The sequence below is a fragment of the Ruegeria sp. AM4 genome, from assembly GCF_056540665.1.
The window spans coordinates 1087210-1107348 of record NZ_JBQFXD010000001.1; the positions used below are offsets into that span (position 1 = coordinate 1087210).

Annotated in this window: 14 protein-coding genes; 9 read left to right on the forward strand and 5 right to left on the reverse strand. The window is 57.6% G+C overall.

Features of this window, described 5'->3' with window-relative positions; translation table 11 throughout:
- Positions 1 to 109: 109 nt before the first annotated feature.
- On the forward strand, positions 110 to 418 hold the full coding sequence (locus ACR0JA_RS05415; protein WP_480571022.1) for an eCIS core domain-containing protein: 309 nt from the start codon (positions 110 to 112) through the stop codon (positions 416 to 418).
- Between the two features lie 249 nt (positions 419 to 667).
- On the opposite strand, the gene ACR0JA_RS05420 is transcribed toward ACR0JA_RS05415, so the two are convergent.
- Complete coding sequence (locus tag ACR0JA_RS05420) at positions 668 to 1345, reverse strand: GntR family transcriptional regulator (RefSeq protein WP_480571025.1); 678 nt, start codon at positions 1343 to 1345, stop codon at positions 668 to 670.
- 123 nt (positions 1346 to 1468) lie between these two features.
- Here ACR0JA_RS05420 and ACR0JA_RS05425 point away from each other — a divergent pair, with 123 nt between their 5' ends.
- Positions 1469 to 2488: an AbrB family transcriptional regulator gene (locus tag ACR0JA_RS05425; RefSeq protein WP_480571028.1), complete on the forward strand. Its 1020-nt coding sequence runs from the start codon at positions 1469 to 1471 to the stop codon at positions 2486 to 2488.
- A gap of 72 nt (positions 2489 to 2560) precedes the next feature.
- Here the strand turns inward: ACR0JA_RS05425 and ACR0JA_RS05430 are convergent, their stop codons facing one another.
- A complete protein-coding gene (locus ACR0JA_RS05430; protein ID WP_480571031.1) occupies positions 2561 to 3907 on the reverse strand; it encodes a DUF6519 domain-containing protein in 1347 nt (448 codons plus the stop codon).
- Between the two features lie 292 nt (positions 3908 to 4199).
- Here ACR0JA_RS05430 and ACR0JA_RS05435 point away from each other — a divergent pair, with 292 nt between their 5' ends.
- From ACR0JA_RS05435 to ACR0JA_RS05465, 7 genes are all read left to right on the forward strand, one after another.
- Positions 4200 to 4667 carry a transglycosylase SLT domain-containing protein gene (locus tag ACR0JA_RS05435; protein WP_480571034.1) on the forward strand — a complete coding sequence of 156 codons (468 nt, stop codon included), beginning with the start codon at positions 4200 to 4202 and terminating at the stop codon, positions 4665 to 4667.
- A 248-nt stretch (positions 4668 to 4915) separates the two neighbouring features.
- Positions 4916 to 5950 (forward strand): hypothetical protein, encoded by a 1035-nt coding sequence (locus ACR0JA_RS05440; RefSeq protein ID WP_480571037.1) that lies wholly within the window; start codon positions 4916 to 4918, stop codon positions 5948 to 5950.
- An 11-nt stretch (positions 5951 to 5961) separates the two neighbouring features.
- Positions 5962 to 7560, forward strand: coding sequence for a hypothetical protein (locus ACR0JA_RS05445; RefSeq protein ID WP_480571040.1), 1599 nt, complete (start codon positions 5962 to 5964; stop codon positions 7558 to 7560).
- Positions 7561 to 7865: 305 nt separating this feature from the next.
- Positions 7866 to 8822 (forward strand): hypothetical protein, encoded by a 957-nt coding sequence (locus tag ACR0JA_RS05450; RefSeq protein WP_480571042.1) that lies wholly within the window; start codon positions 7866 to 7868, stop codon positions 8820 to 8822.
- A gap of 284 nt (positions 8823 to 9106) precedes the next feature.
- Positions 9107 to 11029, forward strand: a complete 1923-nt coding sequence (locus tag ACR0JA_RS05455) for a DUF3604 domain-containing protein (RefSeq protein ID WP_480571044.1) — start codon at positions 9107 to 9109, stop codon at positions 11027 to 11029.
- Between the two features lie 159 nt (positions 11030 to 11188).
- Entirely contained in the window at positions 11189 to 12019 is an 831-nt protein-coding gene (locus tag ACR0JA_RS05460) for a peptidyl-prolyl cis-trans isomerase (RefSeq protein ID WP_480571046.1), read from the forward strand.
- The gene (locus ACR0JA_RS05465; RefSeq protein WP_480571049.1) at positions 12016 to 13002 is read left to right on the forward strand and encodes a HupE/UreJ family protein; all 987 of its coding nucleotides are present in this window, start codon (positions 12016 to 12018) and stop codon (positions 13000 to 13002) included. Before ACR0JA_RS05460 ends, ACR0JA_RS05465 begins: the two co-directional genes overlap by 4 nt.
- A 139-nt stretch (positions 13003 to 13141) precedes the next feature.
- On the opposite strand, the gene ACR0JA_RS05470 is transcribed toward ACR0JA_RS05465, so the two are convergent.
- The 3 genes from ACR0JA_RS05470 to xylB all read right to left on the reverse strand — a co-directional run bounded on the left by ACR0JA_RS05470 (position 13142) and on the right by xylB (position 20131).
- Positions 13142 to 14851 carry a M23 family metallopeptidase gene (locus ACR0JA_RS05470; protein ID WP_480571051.1) on the reverse strand — a complete coding sequence of 570 codons (1710 nt, stop codon included), beginning with the start codon at positions 14849 to 14851 and terminating at the stop codon, positions 13142 to 13144.
- Positions 14852 to 15231: 380 nt separating this feature from the next.
- On the reverse strand, positions 15232 to 18432 hold the full coding sequence (locus ACR0JA_RS05475; protein ID WP_480571054.1) for an endonuclease/exonuclease/phosphatase family protein: 3201 nt from the start codon (positions 18430 to 18432) through the stop codon (positions 15232 to 15234).
- A gap of 262 nt (positions 18433 to 18694) precedes the next feature.
- The gene (gene xylB / locus ACR0JA_RS05480; protein WP_480571057.1) at positions 18695 to 20131 is read right to left on the reverse strand and encodes a xylulokinase; all 1437 of its coding nucleotides are present in this window, start codon (positions 20129 to 20131) and stop codon (positions 18695 to 18697) included.
- Positions 20132 to 20139 lie beyond the last annotated feature (8 nt).

Genomic DNA, 20139 nt, shown 5'->3' on the forward strand with positions numbered 1-20139 from the left:
CGGTGGCGGGCCGTTGAACCAAGTAAGCGCAAGCTTTGCGTAAAGGGATACGATGAAAGCGGAAGAAGCAAACAAGATTGTCGGCGCTCTTAAAAACAAGAAGGCGAAGGTGAAACCCGTCAGCGCCGAGGCGACTGGCACCAAGGCGACAAAACTGGACAAAAAACTGCGCGATGGGCTGGAAAACGCATTGGGTGCAGACCTGTCCAAAGTTCGCATCCACACTGGTGGAAACGCGGCAGACATTTGCAAAGATCTAAAGGCCAAGGCATTTACCAACGGGAACGACATCTTCTTCGCCAAGTCTACAGACGCGAAGAACAAAAAGCTCATCGCGCATGAGCTCACTCACGTAGTGCAACAGGCCAATGGCCGCATGCCCAAGCCGCGCAAGGGCAAAGTGCTGGTATCCAAATAACCGGCTCGAACCGAAATCCTCGGTAGTCCAAAGCGGTACATTTTGGGCGTCCCGTCAATCGCTTCGTTCATGACACGGGCTGCAAAATCTGAGCGCTACGCGCTAGGTTTGGCGCAAGTACATGCAATACTTGCTGCTTTGTGCGATCACAGTTGAGTGTGTTTCTGTTTGTCGCACCTTTGTTGGTGGGCGTCACCTTTGCCGTCGTCGCCAGATTGCCTAGAATCTGGTGCGCAGCGCCTGTACCAATCAGGATTGATCGTTAGCCCTGTCGCGTTCCTGCAACGCCCGAATACGCATCCGTTGAGCGGCTTGGATATGCCTGCGCATCTCTGCCTCGGCCGTCGCACCGTCGCGGGACTTTAGGGCGGCCATAACGTGCCGGTGTTCTGCGACCGCAGCCTCAGCCCGCGTGCTGTCCAGTAGTTGCGACGGCCCCAGGATCAGCAGCGCCTTTTGCAGAGACAACATGGATTTCGCCAGAAACCGGTTCTTCGCCGCGTCAAGAAGCGTGGCGTGAAAAATTCGGTTGATCCGCGCAGCGTCTGGCCCGGTGCCTGAATCGGCGAGGCGATCATTCAATGCCTCAAGCTCTTCCAGTTCCAGATCTGACGCCGCGCGCGCCGCCAATCGGGCAGCCGTGCCCTCAAGCACTGCGCGCATCTCATAAAGTTCCATGACCTCAGCATAATTCAGGCTGCGTATGGTCGCGCCTTGCCGTGGGACATGGGTGACCAGGCCGTCAGCTTCCAACTGCCGGATCGCCTCGCGCACCGGAGTTCGACTGACACCCAATCGTTCGGACAATTCAATCTCTCGCAGACGTTCACCGGGGGCCAAAGATCCTGCGCGGATTTCGTCCAGCAGGCGTTGATATGCGGAGTTGCCCTGTGGTCCGGGCTGTAGCGGGTCATCCTGGATGGTCATCGTGCGTTGGCTTGCCTTGTTGCGTTCATATGTATACACTTGGATACAATTTTCGTCAACTACGCCGGATTCCCTTACTTGCCTGCACCTGAGAACCAGCATTCGCGATTGACGAAAAGGTCAATGACATTTGGCCTTGCGATGTTTGGCACCTTGATTTTCTGGGCGCTGGACCTGCCGTTGCCGTTCCTGTTCGGCCCCATGACGGCCTGCCTGATCGCAGCACTGGCCCATGCGCCGATGGAAGGGTTTGGGCAGGTTTCGGTCGCCGCCCGGACAATACTCGGCGTCGCGGTTGGTGCGTCTATCACGCCTGCACTGTTTGCGGAATTGCCCAAGATGGCCGCATCGATCATGCTGGTCCCTTTTTTCATCGTCCTGATCGCGCTGGTCGGGGTGCCGTTCTTTCGCAAGGTTTGGGGGTTCGACACCACAACCGCCTTCTACGCGGCCATGCCGGGCGGATTGCAGGACATGATCATCTTTGGAACCGAGGCCGGTGCCAACCCGCGCACCTTGTCGCTTATCCACGGTACGCGCGTGCTGATCATCGTGACACTGGCCCCGCTGTTCCTGACGGTGTTTTACGACGCCGAACTGACCAATCCCATCGGGCAGCCTGCAAGTGAATTGCCGGTGCACGAACTGTTGCTGATGGTTTTGGCGGCTTGGGTGGGTTGGAAGGGCGGCGAGCGCATTGGATTGTTCGGCGCATCCATCCTCGGACCGATGATCCTGACCGCCGTGCTGTCGCTTGGGGATTTCATCCATACGCGCCCGCCGCGCGAGGCGGTGCTGGCCGCCCAGTTCTTCATCGGTTGCACCATCGGTGTGAAATTCATCGGCGTCACCTGGAACGAGCTGCGCAAAGTCGTCGCGGCGGGCTGCGCTTACGTGGTCGTGCTGGCTGTTTTGGCGGCTGCCTTCACCGCCGTTGTTACCACACTGGGGTTTGGCCAACCGATCGAGGCATTCCTGGCCTTTGCCCCTGGCGGACAGGCCGAAATGACTGTGCTGGCGATCGTTTCTGGTGCAGATCTCGGTTTCGTCATCACCCACCATCTGACGCGGATCGTGCTGGTGATCATTGGTGCGCCCATCGCCGCAAATCTGGTCCTGCGATGGTCGAGACCCCCGGATTGAGCTTATGTCCGGTACCTCGCGGGGAACCGCCCGAGACGATCCGAAACCTTGAATTGGCTCCGTCCCTACAGCCTATTCCGTGAGCGTCGGGAATACCCGACGACAGTCGTCGCCCACGCAGGTCATGTGCCCTTCTTCATCCAGATATATGCGCCTGAGCGGGGCAAAATAGTGGCGGATTCCCTGCGGAAGCTGCGCCTTGGGCACAGGGTCCTCGCCGGGACTCTTTTCCTGCGGCCAGAGGATATCCGCAATCGCCTCGCGCGCTGGGATTTGCCAATAATCGCCAGTCTTGTAATCGCCCTCGCCTTCAAACCAAACCTGAATGCCGTCTTCGAGTTCGATCCAGGTCTTTTCCTGCACAGGGATTGCATCACATTCCTGATCCCAGCGTCGCAAGATCGGATGCGTGTCTGCGTCTTCGGGAAGACCGGGCAAAGCTTCTCCTTCTGGCAAATGCAAGGTCACCTTGGTGTTGGCACGGTCAACCGACGCGATTGCCCTCAATGGGCGTGGCCGTGCGGTCAGTTCCGAGACATCATCGACAATTTCGACCCAATCGCCTTCCTCCAGGTCATGCTGGGCATCCGCTCCAAGGCTGTCCAACGTAACAGTCGCCCCTTGCAAACTGCGAATTTTGAATGCCACCGAACCGTTGTCTCGCGACCATTTAAATGTGGCCTTCCCTGCGGCAGCCCCGGCAGTTCCCGCATCATGGATTTCGATGCGATAGAGCCGGTTCTCAGAGCCGCGATACTGCCGAGTTGAAGAGTCCGAGCCGGTTTCCTTCACCAGCACCTCAGTTCTGGCCCGGGCCCGCAACCGGCGTGGCAGGTTCATTGGATCGCGGACCAGCACGTTCAGCAGTTCCTCGCATCCCAGATCTATCTCATCCGCCTTTTGAATGGGCGCGGCCTTAACCTGACAGATAATTTTGGCGCGTGTGGCTGTATCTGACCCACCCAAAGCAGGGTCGTGAATTGCGTCATCCTGAAGCCGGTTGATGTGCCTTTCCCAAACGTCCAGGTAAACCAGATAGCGTCCACCCGCGCGCAGTTCATCACAATCGCCCGCGATCACCGGAAAATCGGATTGCGTCGTGTAGCGGATCGGGACAGGTTCGTCCTGCCCCGTGTCATCAGACATTGGTGTCAGTTCGCAGGCAATGCCCTCGACATAATAACGCCCCCGGCCGATCTCGAAATCACACGGCAGGTCATCGGACGCGGTGATCTTGAACCCGTCACCCGGCCCTCCGTGCGGACCGATCAGGTCTGCCGCCAGCGTTCGGGTCATCTCGAACAGGATCGCGGCCTGCTCATTCCAGTCGGCATCCAGCAGCACGCGTCCCTGCTGCATCAGGACCCGCGTATATCGGTGCTGTCGGCGAGAACTGTCGCGGCTGAGGTCGGCTTTCATGTATCCACCCTCCTGTATGGCAAATGTTACCTGGCTGGGCTTTGCTGTTCGACGGCGGTTAATTCGTATTGCAGGCCAAAGCCCCGATCTTAGATCGATTGTGCCGCCAGAGGCGCTGCTCTTTAGGCCAGTACGCAACACAGAAACAGACATCTAAAGGGTACCAGATCACCGTTTTCTGACAAGCCCGCGTGAACAGGCCGAAACCCGCGCATGAAGGCCAAAAAACTGTTGAGAATCACGCGTGGTTGGGCAGTGATGGCGAAATCCACTGAGTAAGACGAGAAACCCGATGCGATATCCGATCCTTGTTGCAATGCTGTCTCTTGCTGCATGTGGTAGCGCACCGGACGAGCCTTTGACCCGGCTGTATCCCGGTGAAACGCCCGAGTTGCGTGTGATGATCAACGAAACTGCAGATGCGTATGACGTTCCCCGCAGCCTCGTGCATCGTGTGATCCAGCGCGAAAGCGATTACCGCCCTCATGCGCGAAACGGCCCCTACTATGGGCTGATGCAGATCCTGCCTGCAACGGCGCGACAGATGGGGTTCCGGGGCGAGGCCAATGACCTTCTGGACGCGCAGACCAACCTGACCTACGCGGTCAAATACCTGCGCGGGGCGTGGCTAGTCTCGGACGAAAATGAGCCAGAAGCGGTGATGTGGTACGCCCGCGGCTACTACTACGAAGCGCGGAATCGCTGCATGCTGGTTGAGACGGGTCTCAGGGACACCGAAGTACGTAAATACTGCGGCTGAGCGTGTTCCAAAGTGGCGTGGTCAATCCATGGCCTATGCCTTTGTTTCCTGCATGTCGTCGCTTCTGGGCGGTTCTGGACCGGACGCATTATCGTTCCGCTCTTGTTCTCGGGGCAACAGGAAGCCGATGCCTGCAACGAGCGTGCTGCCCCTGCCCTCGCTTTGCCCCGCCCGGTCCGAAATTTTGAGCATGGCACCAACTGTGCTAGACTGACGCCGTTTCAATCAGTCCATTTCCGGGGTTTCCCATGTTCAACTATTCCGACCCGTCCGGGTCTGACCATCTTTCCCGTTTTCGTGCGCTCAGCGAGTGGCGCGGCCTAGTCGAGGCGTCTTACAGAGACGCGGCCAAACAGCCAAACAGCGCGTTCACCTGGATCGATGCACTGCTGGATGTTGATGAAGCAAGACGCGAAGAAGCCACCATCCCCTGGCAGGCCTTTCCCATTCGCGTCGGTGGGACCGCCGCGCAGATAGACGCCGACCGCCGATTGCAAGAGGAATATGTGGAATGGGCCGTCTTCCGTAACCCGGGTGGCGGTATCAACCGCATTACCTTCACCACCGAGTTTCGCGAATATTTTGGTGTCCTTGCCGGGGTCTCGCCGACCGGGATCAAGACCGCCGTAGCATCGATGAACCCTGGCGCAAACCCCAGCAATCTGGAGCTATACGGGCGCAGCAACCTTACAGGAACAACCACGCGCCAGCGCGAGATCCTGTTTCTGAACCATTTGCGCGACAACCCCTGGAACAATGGCGAGAAGGGCATTCTGGCGCTCACTACTCCGGTGAATTCCATTCCCGCGCTCTTTGGCCTAGCAGCCTTTTGCGGCATCGAAAGGGCCGGTCTGCCAGCGTCCGAGGTTTGCGCAAATGTCGGTGGCGCATGCGTGCCGGGACGGCAATCCGACCCGCAGATTTGCACCGCCTGCCAACAACAGGTGCGCGCGTCCCGGTCTTTTTCGCTGATCGATCCCATCGGCATATTCATTCAGAGCCTGTCCGGAAACTGGACGGTCAACGGCAACCAGATTGATATTAACGATCAGACCGTTGCCAGCCCTCGCTGGTTGGTCAGCCGCAACGGTCGGCGCGGTACACTTCTGGTCGACGGAGCAGGAGAACTGCAGCTTGACGGCGATCCCGTAACGAGCGGCTCGCAGGTGGCCACCAAACTGTTTGTCGCGGCAACAGTTGCGATTGCAGCCGATGTGGACCTGCCCGAATGGGCGCGCACCGGCAAGGAAAACCTGCAGCGCCCAGACGCGCGCACCGGATAACGGAGGTCACGATGCAATTCAAACTGACCGCACTCGCGCTTGCTATCGCCGCGCCCCTGCACGCACAGCAACTGTTGCACCAGCCAACAAACACTGGACCGCTGTCGCCCATGCCTGCCGGATTGCTCGATCAGATCGACGATCCATTCTTCAACATCGCCATTCAGGCTAACCCGCAACCCAGGTCGCTGGACGCGCTCATCGGCGTTTTGCTCGACGGTGGGCGGTCGGATTTCCGCAGCTTTGTGGTTGGCGAGCAGATCGGGCGCAGCGCCTTGACGACCGAATGCGGCCCGTCGAACCGTCGCATGGTGATTTCCTTCATCGGCACTCACGCGCCCAGCGGTACCGTTCTGGACAACAACATCTTTTTCTCGGTTTTCATGACCCCAAACAGCCCGGTCGGGGCAATTGAGGTCGTTGCCTGGGATGCCACTCACGACACCTACAACTATTACAAGCTGGAAGGCGGCAGCTGGCGGTTCCGAAACACGTCCAGCGAGCTTGACACAGCGTCGCCCAGCGCCCTTTCTCAGGGGTGCCTGTCCTGCCATGTCAACGGCGGTCCGGTGATGAAAGAGCTGACCTTTCCCTGGAACCACTGGCACAGCCTGCCCAACACGTTCGAGGCGCTGTACCTCTTTCCCGGCGCGCAAAGCTGGCCGATCGCCAACACAGGATTTATGGGAGGTCGTCTGGCTGGTGCCCAGACTCTCGAAAGCTCGGTGCAATCCTCGTTGCAGCGTTTCATCGACGCGGATATTCGCAACCATGTCAGTACGGCTGCGGATGGCAGTGTCGAGGTTTCAAACCTGCCAAATCTGCTCGACAGTCTGTTTCAAACGACCGAGCTGAATCTGGGCAGTGCCAACAACACGTCGGGTTTGGACGAAGGTGGTATTACCGAACGCGCGACAAGGCGGCTCAATATTCCGGACAGCTTCTTCGTGAATATCTTTCAGATGCGCGATATAGACCTGCCAGTGTTCAACGGCCTTAGTCTGGTCACTTCTGTCTTCACGCCCGGCAATCTGGGCTTGTCGGTCGACGAATATGAGGCATTGCTGACCAACAGCGACATCGGCACCGCATGTATGCCCGGCCGGGATACGCTGTTCCCGTGGTTTGGACCAGAACCTTCTGAATTCGACCGCCGTATGGTCGAACGGCTTAACAGGCGGGGTGTGATAGACGACGACTTTGTGGCCGCGGTGTTGGCCATTGACGTCGAAACGCCCCTGTTCTCGGCGCCGCGCGCGTTGCTGCTGCGCCATGTTCCCCAAGATGTGAGTGCGGCGTCGCTGCCGCAATTGCCAGATGCGGTGCGTGCTGCAGTCATCGCCAGCCTTGAAGCCGAGGCCAGTCGTTCAGAAGCCGAAGAGGATTTTCTGGCACTTCTGAACAGCGCGGATCCGGTATCCCAACTTGACCAACGGGTCAGAGACTTCCTGTCGCGCACTCAGAATCAGCTTGCCAATACAGCGACCCGGCAATCTCATCTGGAGACGTTGTTTTCGCAATTGCTGGAAAACCGCGAGGCCTTTCAGGCAAATCCGGTCAGCGCGCCATTGAACGAATTTCCGGGCCTTCTGCCAAACCCGTCCAATTAGCGCCAGCCGCGTTGATCCCCAACGGATGTGCGTGACACCTAGCGTCGCACAGGCGCGGGTCACGGCAACATGTCTGGGACTGACCGGACGCGATTCAGATTTCACCAACATTCCGATCATAGGGTTTTTTTGATAACTTGACCGTGCCGGCGACGTTTCCTGCCTGAATAGAAAGGATTGTGCGAGCAACTATGCGAGTTTTTCTTGCGGTTTTAACATGCTTCCTCGGGCTCATAGCACCTCGTGCGTCGCTCGCATGTGCGGTTTGCATCGAACTGCCCAAAGCATCCATCGCAGATCACATATTGTCCGCGGACGTCATCGTTCTGGCAGGTCCGGCATCGGAAAACCCGTTCAGGTTCGCGGTGCGGGACGTTCTCAAAGGGGATGCTCAAAGGCTCGAATCCGCGCCCGAAATCCCATTCCTGATCGACAGCGTTACCCGCCGGGCGTTACGCGCTGATCCGGCGCGGATGGTGCTGTTCACCTACGGGCCAAAGTACAAGGATAGCGCCGGTCGTGGTTCTTCGCGAGGTTGGAAGCGAATTTTCACCATGACCCCGGAAAGACGCGCGTTTCTTGAAAACCTGCGCGCCTCGGGCCAGCCTTGGACCTACGGAGGAACGGACAGCCCTGATCGGGTCATGTTCTTTGCGAACTACTTGTGGCACACCGATCAATTGCTTCACGACCTGGCGCTGGTTGAAATTGGCCGGGCACCTTACGAATTTGTACGCCCGCTCGGTGACAGGTTTTCGACTGACCAGATTTTGCGGGAATTCGATATCCTGAACCGCTTTGCATACAGATCGGTCGCTATCCGATTGCTTGGGTTGCAAACTGACTCGCAAGCGCGTTCGATTGTGCGCTCGCGCTATGTACGTTCATTAGATTCAGGCGGCCTTCATTCTTTCGAATGGTCAGTTGCTGGGATTGAAGCGGATCGCGGAATGGCGATCCGGGCAATTGGTGAGGCGCTTCAAAATCCTCGGCGAACAGATACGGACAAAGAACCTCTGATCCGTGCTTTAGCCGAAGTCGGGTCGTCGCGCGAAAACCTGAGAACCGAGATCGTCCAGGTACTTTCCAATGTCTTGGAGAACGACCCCCAAATGGCCCTTCCCGTCGCGATTGCCACGCGAAGCTGGGGCAAATCAGCGTTGCACCAACAGTTTGGATCTTTGGCGGCGCTCGAAGAAACAGACGCTGCAACGCAATTCATACTCAACTTGGTTCTGAACGGGCCTGTCGCTTCTGATTGACCTGATCTTGCTGAAGCGCCTAGTGCTTCGTCTGTTTCGACAGGTCAGGACGTGTCAGTTCATCCGGTCCAATTGGCCAGATCAAACACGCAAAACACCTGAGGCGAGCGTTCGAACGATCCCCCGGGGCTTGGAACCGCTTGGCTCTTGTCCCATCATAAAAACCCGGACCCAAAAAATCGCTCACAGAAACCGGCGCAGCATGATATAAGAAAAATCGAATATAAAAGAGCAACAAAAGCTCTTCAATTCCATTGAGTATCGTCGATTTAGGGGAGATCACAATGTTCCGAAAAACCGTTTGCTTCGCGTCGCTATTGCTCGCGCCAACAAGCCTTCTTTCTGACGCCATACCAAGCGAAGAAGCGGCCGAAGGCTTGTTTCTAGAGCGGCCATATTCCCCCTACGCCCAACGTTCATTCCCCGAACGTCCGCTGTGGGGGGACTCGCACTTGCACACGGGTCTTTCGTTGGATGCGGGCGCTTTTGGGAACACTCTGTTACCTGACGAAGCGTGGCGTTTTGCCAAGGGTGAACAGGTCATTTCCTCCACCGGCCAGCCAGTAAGACTGGCGCGACCACTCGATTGGATGGTTCTGACGGACCACACCGATCTGATGGGGTTTGCACCGGACCTTCAGGCCGGCAAGCCCGGCGTTCTGGCTGATCCGAAGGGTTTGGAATGGTACGAAGGTTATAAAGCGGGCGGTGAAGAGGCCGGGAAAACCGCCTTTGATATCATTACCAATTTCTCGCAAATGACCCTGCCAGAGGTTTTACTTGAGTCCTACAGCCCCGGTGCCGACGCTTTTGCCTTTACGTGGGAACAGATTGTTCTGGCGGCCGAGCGGCATAACGACCCCGGCAATTTTACCGCTTTCATCGGGTTCGAGTGGACCTCGGTCCCCAAGGGCTTCAATCTGCACCGAAACGTCATGTTACGCGACGGGCCGATCCGCGCCTTGCAGATGGTACCACCGGTGACACAACCGCCCTTCGGCGATACGGATCCAAAGGCGCTCTATGCCTGGCTCGAAGAGTATCAGGAAACAACGGGTGGTCGCGCAGTTGCCTTTGCGCATAACGGCAATCTTTCGAATGGATGGATGTTCCCGACCGAGGACACGTATCACGGCGGCAAGGTCGATCCTGAATATGTGGCGGCCCGCGCCAAATGGGAACCTCACTATGAGGTCACACAGATCAAAGGCGACGGCGAAGCGCATCCGTTCCTGAGCCCGGATGACGAGTTTGCCGACTATGAAAACTGGGATGTCGGTAATCTCGACATAACCGAGCTGAAGACCGACGATATGCTGGCCGGTGAATACGCCCGTGAGGCCCTGAAACGCGGTCTGATGCTGGAGGAAAAGTTCGGCGTGAACCCCTATAAGTTCGGGATGGGTGGCGCCACAGACAGCCATACTTCTTTGGCCACTGCCGAAGAGGACAACTTTTTTGGAAAATCCGTGAGCGTTGAGCCTTCGGCCACGCGGATCAAGCACCCGTTCATTGCGAACGACCTGGGCGAAATACCTGGCGACCTGCTAGTCGCATCCGGTTACACGGCCGTTTGGGCAACCGAGAATACCCGTGCGGCGATTTTCGATGCATTCAAGCGACGCGAAACATATGCGACCACAGGGCCTCGGATCGGTCTGCGGTTCTTTGGTGGATGGGATTTCGATGAGGCGGATATGGAAACCCGATTTATTGCGGATGTCGGCTATACCAAAGGTGTTCCAATGGGTTCCGACCTGCGCCCGCGCGAAGGTGATGGTGCCCCCTCTTTCCTGATAGCAGCACTGCGTGACCCTGTCGGTGCCAATCTGGATCGTGTGCAAGTGGTCAAGGGGTGGCTGGGCTCCGACGGTGCCTTGCAGGAAAAGGTGTATGACGTCGCGTGGTCGGATAACCGCGCCGCTGATGACAATGGCAAGATCCCTGCGGTCGGAAATACCGTGGATGTCGAGACCGCCAGTTGGACCAACACGATCGGAACCGCCGAACTTGTGACAGTTTGGTCCGATCCTGACTTCGACCCGAATGCGCGCGCATTCTATTACGTCCGCGCCATCGAAATCCCGACCCCGCGCTGGATATTGTACGACAAGCTGAGGTTCGGTGCCGAATTGCCCGACGATGCAGTCCTTACCCATCAGGAACGCGCATATTCGTCACCGATCTGGTACACTCCCGCAGAGTGACCTGGTCGCAACCAAAGTTGACCCCGAGGGCGCGGTTGCTGCCTCGGGGCATCCACAATTCTTCGGTAACGCGATACGCGTTCATTTCCTTGCAAAATCAAATCCGCTGATGCCCGCATTGGCAGATAGAATCTGACCGCGTTTCACGCAGGAGCCTTCATGCGACTACTGAAAGAACCTCTGCTCCACTTTTTCTTGATCGGAGCAGCTATTTTCGTTTGGTTTCATATCGTTGCGCCAGACAATGAAACCACTGAAAACCCGGCGACAATAGCGATCAACGAAGATGATATTGCGCTCTTGTCCACGCGGTTCGAAGCCCGGTGGAAACGCCCCCCAAGCGGCACTGAGCTGCAAGCCCTCGTCAATGCATCAATCCGCGAAGAGGTTTTGGTCAGGGAAGCGCGGAAGCTTGGACTGGATCGGGGGGATACCGTGATCAGGTCTCGGCTGAGCCAAAAGATGGATTTTCTAACCGAAGCGATAGCCTCATCAGTCGTTCCGGAAGACGAAGATCTGGAAGTGTTTCTTCAACAAAATGCGGAACGCTACGCAACACCAGACAAGGTCGCCTTCACACAGGTCTTTCTGGGTGAAGAGCCCAGAAAAGCCGAAATTGAGGGCGCGCTTGCGGCGTTGCGCGCCGAGGATGAGCTTTCAGAGTTTGGCGGTTCGACACTGTTGCCAGCCTCGATGCCCCTGTCTGCGACGCGCGTAATCGACTCGGTGTTTGGAACAGGGTTTTCCAAGGACCTTACACAGCTTGAGCTAGGTTCTTGGACCGGTCCTGTCCGGTCGGGCTATGGGGTGCATTTGGTACAGATTCTGGAGACCGAGCCGAGCCAAGTGCCCCCGCTAGACGAAATTCGCGACGAAGTAATGCGGGATTGGCGTCGCACTGTGGGTGAGGATCTGGCGCAGGCGCAATATGAAACTCTGGCCGAAAACTACCAGATTTTGACACCCGATCTTACGGACCCGACCAGATGAGAGCTTTGATCGGCCTGCTGTTTCCCCTGCTGTTCACGTGGTCCGCAGGCAACGCCACTGCTCATGCCCTTGATCCCGGGTATCTGGAGATGCGACAAATCACGCCCGATACCTGGAGCGTTCATTGGCGCAAACCGGATGTGAACGGTCAGCCGATGGCAATCGACGCGGTATTGCCAGCAGGCTGCACCCCGACGCGCGGCCCTGAGCCAATTCGTGAAAACCGAGCCTGGGTGTCATCCTGGATTGCCGAGTGCGCGGACATTGCCGGGCAACCTGTCGCGATTGCGGGTCTGGAGGCGCAACAGAACGATGTCTTAGTGCGATTGCACCCCATTTCTGCCGCCCCTGCCACGCTTCGCTTCACCCCCGATGCGGCGGTCCAAAACATACCATCTGAGCAGACAACATGGGCGGTTTTCATCGCCTATTTCCAGCTGGGATTTGAACACATACTGGAAGGTTGGGACCACCTGCTGTTTGTGTTTGCATTGTTCATTCTGGTTCGCGATCCCCGGCGACTTGTCGGGGCGGTAACAGCTTTTACGCTAGCCCATTCGATCACTCTGGCTCTGGCAACATTTGGAGTTTTGAACGTTCCCGGTCCGCCTGTTGAAGCCGTTATCGCGCTGTCCATCGTTTTTCTTGCGATGGAGATTGTCAAAAGCGGTGAAGGTCGGTTCCGGCTGTCGAAACAGAAACCCTGGATCGTGTGTTTCGGATTTGGGCTTTTGCATGGGCTTGGCTTTGCAGGGGCTTTGGCCGACATTGGGTTGCCGGCGAACGATATTCCTGCGGCCTTGCTGGCCTTCAACCTCGGGGTCGAAGCCGGCCAGCTATGTTTTATCGGCGCATTGGCGCTTCTCATAGCGATCTGGCGGGTGATTGCCCTTCCGATAAGCCAAAGGGCGACAGTGTTTGCCGCCTACGGCATCGGTTCGGTGTCGATGTACTGGCTTATTGAGCGTATAAGCGGGTTTTAAAGGCACGGTCAGGCGCGTCCGAACAGTTTCAACCGAAATGCTGAGGTTGCAGTTTGGGCGGTGCCAAGTTGGCTCAATTTGGCTGAAAGAATAGCCGGGTGTTTCCCGACCGGGCCCATGTGGAAATCGCAGCGCCAGATTATTGCAGATCGAACTGGTTGGCAGCGCCCCGTGTTTCGTTGCGCCCGTCCGGGAATTGCAGGAAAAGCCCGCCATTATTCAGGAAGTTGAGGTCACCGGTGATGGAAATCGCCGGTGGATCGATCCAGACCGCAGCGTGGCGATGGTTTGAGGCACCGTCCATCCCGGCCACGCTTCGTGTTCGGAAGCCTTCGAACACGTTGTTTTCGATCAGGCTGTCCATATTTTCGGTCGACCGGTTGTGGCGCGCGCGTCCTGCACCAGGCCGCTCGGCGACGATCGAGGCGAAATGTTGCACGCCGTCATGCACATAAGCTGATACGTAGACCGGCTTTCTGAACTCGGCAAAAGCCTGGTCCAAGAAAGCCTCGTATTGGTCGTTGTTTGCGGTACGGCGCAGCTGGGTGGCGATGGTCCAATCGCCAATGTCAATTGGATGATAGACGACAGCGAGGACAAGCTCTCCGTTGACCGAGGCCACGGAAACCGAGATTGGAGCCATGTTCGAGGCCCGCATCTGAGCGGCAAGCGTGTCGTGCTGTGCCGCGGTCAGCGATGAGCGAACCACAGGTGCGCCGTCAACCTGGCGGAAAATGGCGGTATAGCGCGGGCCGTTGGGCGAGGCACAAATATCCAGGTAGTCAACGTCAAGACCGCTCGCTTGAAGCGCGGCACTCAGAAACCCCATTTCGTCCACGCCCACAACCGCTGACCACGGGCCTTGTGCAGCGGTCCAGACCATATTGAAAAACATCTCGCCATTGACGTGATAACAGTCGAGGATTTCGGGCATGAAACCGGAATCTGCCAGATGATCGAAAACGCGGCCAAAGTCGGATATCGGCATGGCGACGCGGTGTACCTCGCGCGACAAGGTTGTCGGCGGCCAGATCAGCGTGGTGGAATCTGCTGGCACCGGCCCTCCGTTCAATGGCACCCAATTGTCGATATCCGCCTCATGCAGGAAGTTACCCAAGCTCACGCGCAAACCAAACATGCCGCGTTCATAGCGCATCGGGACCGGAGCGGACGGAGTGCTGCCAAAGCCGGTTTCGACATGTACGTGCAGGTGGGGCCTCCTGGATGCCCCCGTATTCCCGATAAGACCCAGAACCTCGCCCTGACGTACCCGGGGGCGCCGGACCTCTTGTCCGTTGAAGATCGTGCCCGTTGCTGTGGCAGGCGGAACCCCTTCCGGCACGAAGGTGGCCGGGTCAACATCCGGATTGCTCACAAACGGAGAGGCAGGTGCCGACGCTGGTAGCAACGCGGCGTTTTTGCCGGGACACAGCTGCGCAGGGATGGTGTCGGGTATCGCATGGGCATAAAGGGCCACCGTGCCGTCGTCATGTCTGATCCATAGGTGATTGCCGCCTGGAATAATCACTTTCGGAGGCACATTGTTGCCCGGTTGCCCCAACACGCGCGGGTCAATAACCCCCGGTCGCGGGTTGTCTGGAGCAAGTCGCCAGCAGCCGATGACCTCGCCCGAGGCCATTGCGTAAAACGGTTTCCCGTAAATGCGCATATCGTCGTTTTCGGCATCCTGAAGATCGGCCGGTGGATCGCCTTCGAACTCATGCCAGATGTTGTCGCCGACATGCCCCATCACGAGCGGGTCGATCGCCAGGTCCTGAATGCCCAGATTGCCACCGGCATGTGGGCCGACGCTCACACGCTCACCCGGGACCAGGTCGTTGGCACGCATTGGGAACTCAAAGGTCTGGGCGGTAACGATCCCGCACAATGATGAAAAACAGAAGCAGTATAACGAAAACCCAATGACTCTCATGAGCGTAACTCCTCGAGGCAAAATTGGCAGGCGGCTGAACCGCAGAGGTGCTAAATCGCTTCTTAAATTGTAGCATATTTTCGCCAGCGCGCCCATACGCGCGAGGTTTCGGTTGAAGCGGTTGACTGCAAATCCGCTTGCGTACGCCGAGGCCCGCCGACACTCGTCATCCTGACCTGACGTGTCGTTTTGCCAGGCCTTTCAAGCTTGAAATTTCACACAAAAATTGGCGCGTTGGCGGCTGCCCGTTCAGCCTGCATCTACAATGCCAAACGGGCAGCCTGCGCAGCTCCGCGCTAGGCGATCAGGTTATGGTCGATCACCTCAAAGGCGAATTCGTCAACCGTGAACATAGTGTCACCGCTTGCAGACAGTTCCACCGTGTCAAAACTCGTGCGACCCAACGAGCCCTGGAAATCGCCATCATCGGCGTCTGCCACAAGCGTTCCTACAAGTTCACCGTCATCGTAGAAGGCAACCTCGACCTCGCCGTTGCCATGGCTTTCGCCAAAGCTGAAGATGAACTCCACCGCCTCGAAATCGGTGTCCTCAAGAGCAATCTTCAGGCTTTCGTCCCCGTCAACCATTCTGGCCGCCCGCCCAAACAGAGGATCGTCAAACGAATAGACGCCAATCGCGCCGTGTTTGATGGCGACAAGTTCGAAATTGTTGGGGTCTTTTGCATCGACCTTGATGCCTACGTCCGAGAATTTGAGGCTTTTGCGCACGGGGCCAAGCCGGTCGACATCCACAACCTCGCCATCGATGCTTTCAAACGCCTTGGTTCTGAACCACCGCCCCGCTTCGAACTCGACCGCCAAAGTCTGCGTGTCCGGCAGGAACAGGCTTGTCAGCATCGGGTCATGGTCCGAGGCCCGCGAACTGGTTGCGGCGAACTCAGAATTGACATGGACGATGTCCACCAACGCGCTCGAATACAAATCCTCAGACACCAGAATGTGGTCAAGCGACTGACTGTTTCCCTGAAACTCAAAGCTATAGCGCTCGTCTTCTGGAATATCGTTTGTCAGGTTGACGAGGCTGGTGTTGCCTTCAAGATCGGCTACGGGCGAGACAAATTCGAACTCGTTGAAGTCCCCCAACACAACTGCATTGGCGCCATCGCCCAGACCGTTGACGAAATCCTGTACGGCCTGGCTTTGGGCTTGCCGCTCATCCAGGCTGCCGTTCACCGTGACATCTTCCTGCCGGGCGGTGAAATCCTGTTCTGTTCCCAGAATGGGCGCAGACCCGCCTTTCGAGGAAAAGTGGTTGTTGACCACCGTCACGGTCTCGCCGTTGAAAACAAAATCAGCGACCAGCGGCAGGCGCGCGCCCTCGAACGCTTCACCCGGGCCTTGCCCGCTGATGGTTTGCACCGATCCCTCAACCAGCGTCACGCGGTCGGGGTTATACAGGAACGCCGTGCGGATGTTGCCGCCCGGTTGGCCGCCCGAGGTTCCATCGCCGATGAATGTGTTGTCGATTACCTCATAGGCCGGGCCACCTGCAGCAAGGATGGCTGCCGCCAGTTCCGCCAAAGTTTCAGATGCCGAAACGGTTCCATCATCGTCGGATCCTGAATTATCCTGCACCTCTTGCAGGCCAATGATGTCCGGGCTGCCCAGGTTGTTGGTGATATGCGCGGCTATGGCGTCGAACCGGCCATCGGCCACATCCTGATCGCCGTCGTCATCGTTTGGATCGAGGTTGAGAACGTTATAGGTGGCAATGGTCAACTCGTTGGCTGACCCGGCAAGATCGGTCGATTCCGGTTCCAACCCGGCGGACACGATGTTTGGCGTAAAATCCTCGGTCGGAAGGATTTCATAGTTGCCAAAGCTGTACCCTACAACGCCTGTAACGTCGCCAAGCTGATCACCGACATTCACCGTCGGGAAGTCAAAGTTGAAAATTCCGCTGTCTTCATCGATCTGGATTTTCTCGGGGTTGAAATCATCGGGTGAGATGTTCAGCGTGCCGCGCTCTGAAAGACCCGTTGCGCCGCTGCCCTGATCAGCGACCGCAAAGATCTCGCCAAACCGGCTCGTCCCGCTGACGGCCTGCAAATCGGTTGCGGTCACGCGCATCCCTTCGAGGCTCTCAAAGAAATCAATGCCGTCTTGTGTCGGATCGAATGAGGCAAAGGCATCGTCGTCGATGCTCTGGTTCGGAACCGCCCGTTCGCCTGGATCATTGCCGATCAGAACCGCGTCGGGCAGGTCGTTGCCCGATGACTGGACCTCAAGATCGAAGATGTTGGTCAGCTGAGTGGTGGGCAGGTTCCGACTGCCCGTTCCGCCTGGGAAGAATTCGGCGACCGTTCCACCGACTGTAATCGCATCCCCGACCGCAACAGTCGGGTTGGACCCGGTGAACACGAATATTGCGTCCGAGGTGGCATCATCACCGTCCCCGTCAGGGTCCTGCAGATAGAATCCGTTGGAATCCACCGCCGTTACGATGCCGCTGGTCGAAACCATAGCACCGAGGATGCTCGACGGGCCTGCGGGCAGGTCGTCAAAGAACTCTGCAACGGTTTGCCCCTCAGGCAACACGAATTCCGACATATGGCCCGCGCCCTGAATCTCGTAGATCGCGACGATTTCGATGTCGCTGGCCGAGATCGAGACCTCGACCACGGGGGCGAGGATGCCGTCATATGACGGGTCATCGGAGGTGACGGAATGTTCGACATCCACGACCTCTGCCCCCTCTGGCAGATCGTCATCTACGGCAGTCACCGCGACCTGCTGCGGCTGATCAAAGTTGGTTTCGTCAAACACCAGTTCGGCAGGCACGACGTCCAGATCGGGTCCTGCGGCGATGGTGATCGTAACCGGTTGTGTGGGTGCGATAGAAAGGGTGACCTCGTACGCATCCGCCATTCCGCCTTCGTCGGCAGCGAGATCCAAGTCATTTATGATGACCGAGGGTGACGGTGTGGCGTCGGTGACTGTGAAACCCGAAGGTTCGATATCGTCAATCCGCCCATTGTCGGTCTGCCAGTTGTCTGGATCGTTAATGGCCGCTTGCAGCTCGGCCTTGGTGCCACTGAGCGGGCCTGTATAGACGCCATTGTCCGCCTCGGGAACCGCGACCGCGCTTGTCCCCACGGTCAGACCAGCCGGAAGCGCCGAAGTGTTCGACGAGGTCGCGTCAGCCTCGTAACCCGTGCCGTTGAAATGAACAGACGCGACAAAAGTTGGCGCGGCCTCATCGCCCTGATAGGCATGTATCTGATCGCCACTGGCCGAGAAAGACGGCCCTGAGAATGCTGGATTGATCACTGTACCCGCCGCGATATTTGCAGGCGCTGTCCAGACAAAAATACCCTCGGTATTGCGGAACCCACCCGCTGCGAGCCAGCCGTTATCAGTGAATCTAATCTCGGTCCCGGCCTCGATATCGGTCAGGGCAACAAAGGTGAACTCGTCGGGATTGTCAGAATTGAATCCGGTAAACGCAATATCACCCGCAGCTAAAGTGGTCGGCATATCAGTCTCTCTTTTTGATCAGTGAATGGGCAGCAGGCCGAAATGCGACTCGCCGCGACACAACCCACGGTAGCTCAATCCGGCGAGCTTAGTTAAATGGTTGTACGTAACAGCGTTATTACGGCGGAGCTTTGCCGTCAGGCGTGCCGCATATTCTTCTGATCGACAGATAACTGCAGCAGAAATAGTAGATTTAAGGTTGCACCAATCAGTCGTTCCAAAGCCCATCGGCCCAGCGCAACTCGGTTGCGCAGAACCAAATCTATTCGACTACGCTAACGGCGCTGTACAGCCTTCGGAACCGCATCAACCGTTCGGATAGCACCTCCCTATCTTTTGGATCGAATCTATCCGTTGTTGGCGGCTGACAAGCGAGATCGTCTTCGTCCAATGCGCCCGCGCCACAGGCTGCCAAACGCGCCGCACCATAGGCGGGGCCGGAATCCGACCCATCCGATCGCACGATAGGTTTGCCGGTTACGGTTGCAATCAGACCCAAAAGAAGATCCGATTGACTGCCGCCTCCAATCGCAGCCAGTTCCGGCAAACTGTCTATGGTGTCGCCGAAACTCTGCGCCGCATCAGCAAAGCAAAAGGCGATTGCCTCGACCACGGAACGGCAAATATCAGCGCGCGTCGTCGAATCCTCGAGACCAAAGAAGCAGGCACGAATATGCGGGTCTCCTAGCGGGCTGCGCTCGCCCGTCAGATATGGCAAAAATATCGGAACGCGATCACCACTGACGGTTTCCGCAAGCCCAACGACTTCGGCGGCAGACAGTCCCAATTGACTTCCAATCCATGAAATCGGCCGCGCACCGTTCAGCATCGCTGCCATTTGATACCAACGATCGGGCAACGTGTGCGCAAACGCATGCACATAGCGTTCAGGGTTGGGCTTGTACCTACGATCCGCCACAAAAAGCTGACCGGACGTCCCCAATGAGATGAACCCGCGCCCCGGCTCAGTTGCACCCAAGGACACGGCTCCGGTTGCCGCGTCGCCTCCCCCGGCCACGACAGGGATGCCGGGACGCAACCCGGTCTCAGTCGCTGCCTGTTTCGTCACTGTCCCGACCACAGTGGTGCCAGCAAATACCGGTGGCAGCCAGTCGATCGCCACATCGGTTGCTTTGGCAATACCAGCGTGCCAATTGCGTGACACTTGGTCCAGCCAGAGCGTTCCTGCGGCGTCGGACGTGTCGGTTGCCAATTCCCCGTGCAGACACAGGCCGATATAGTCCTTGGGCAGCAGGATATGCGCAAGACTGCCATAGGAGGCCGGTTCATGTCGTTTCAGCCATGCAACCTTGGGCGCGGTAAAGCCCGGCAAGGGCAGGACGCCCGCGATCTGTCCAATTTGCGGCTCGGCGGCGCGCAGTTCATCGCACTCACGCGTCGCCCTGCTGTCGTTCCACAAGATCGCCGGGCGGATCGGGCGCAGATCGCGGCCCGACAAAACCGCCCCATGCATTTGGCCGGACAATCCGATTGCCCTGATGTCGGACAATTTGATTTGCGCAGCAAGCTGGATCAGCGCATCGCAAGTCGCCTTCCACCAAATGTCCGGGTGCTGCTCTGACCACCCGGGTTGTGGCGATGATGTCTGAATCTCGACAGAAGTCGTCGCTAGAATTTGGTCGTCATCCGCGCAGACAAGCTTGACCGCTGATGTTCCGATATCGATCCCGAGATACATTCAAACCC

Bases quoted from the DNA above. Each gene is read 5' to 3' on its own strand.
- ACR0JA_RS05420 (WP_480571025.1), bottom strand. From the start codon at position 1,345: ATGACCATCCAGGATGACCCGCTACAGCCCGGACCACAGGGCAACTCC.
- ACR0JA_RS05425 (WP_480571028.1), top strand. From the start codon at position 1,469: ATGACATTTGGCCTTGCGATGTTTGGCACCTTGATTTTCTGGGCGCTG.
- ACR0JA_RS05430 (WP_480571031.1), bottom strand. From the start codon at position 3,907: ATGAAAGCCGACCTCAGCCGCGACAGTTCTCGCCGACAGCACCGATAT.
- ACR0JA_RS05435 (WP_480571034.1), top strand. From the start codon at position 4,200: ATGCGATATCCGATCCTTGTTGCAATGCTGTCTCTTGCTGCATGTGGT.
- ACR0JA_RS05440 (WP_480571037.1), top strand. From the start codon at position 4,916: ATGTTCAACTATTCCGACCCGTCCGGGTCTGACCATCTTTCCCGTTTT.
- ACR0JA_RS05445 (WP_480571040.1), top strand. From the start codon at position 5,962: ATGCAATTCAAACTGACCGCACTCGCGCTTGCTATCGCCGCGCCCCTG.
- ACR0JA_RS05455 (WP_480571044.1), top strand. From the start codon at position 9,107: ATGTTCCGAAAAACCGTTTGCTTCGCGTCGCTATTGCTCGCGCCAACA.
- ACR0JA_RS05460 (WP_480571046.1), top strand. From the start codon at position 11,189: ATGCGACTACTGAAAGAACCTCTGCTCCACTTTTTCTTGATCGGAGCA.
- ACR0JA_RS05465 (WP_480571049.1), top strand. From the start codon at position 12,016: ATGAGAGCTTTGATCGGCCTGCTGTTTCCCCTGCTGTTCACGTGGTCC.
- ACR0JA_RS05470 (WP_480571051.1), bottom strand. From the start codon at position 14,851: ATGCGTGCCAACGACCTGGTCCCGGGTGAGCGTGTGAGCGTCGGCCCA.
- ACR0JA_RS05475 (WP_480571054.1), bottom strand. From the start codon at position 18,432: ATGCCGACCACTTTAGCTGCGGGTGATATTGCGTTTACCGGATTCAAT.
- xylB (WP_480571057.1), bottom strand. From the start codon at position 20,131: ATGTATCTCGGGATCGATATCGGAACATCAGCGGTCAAGCTTGTCTGC.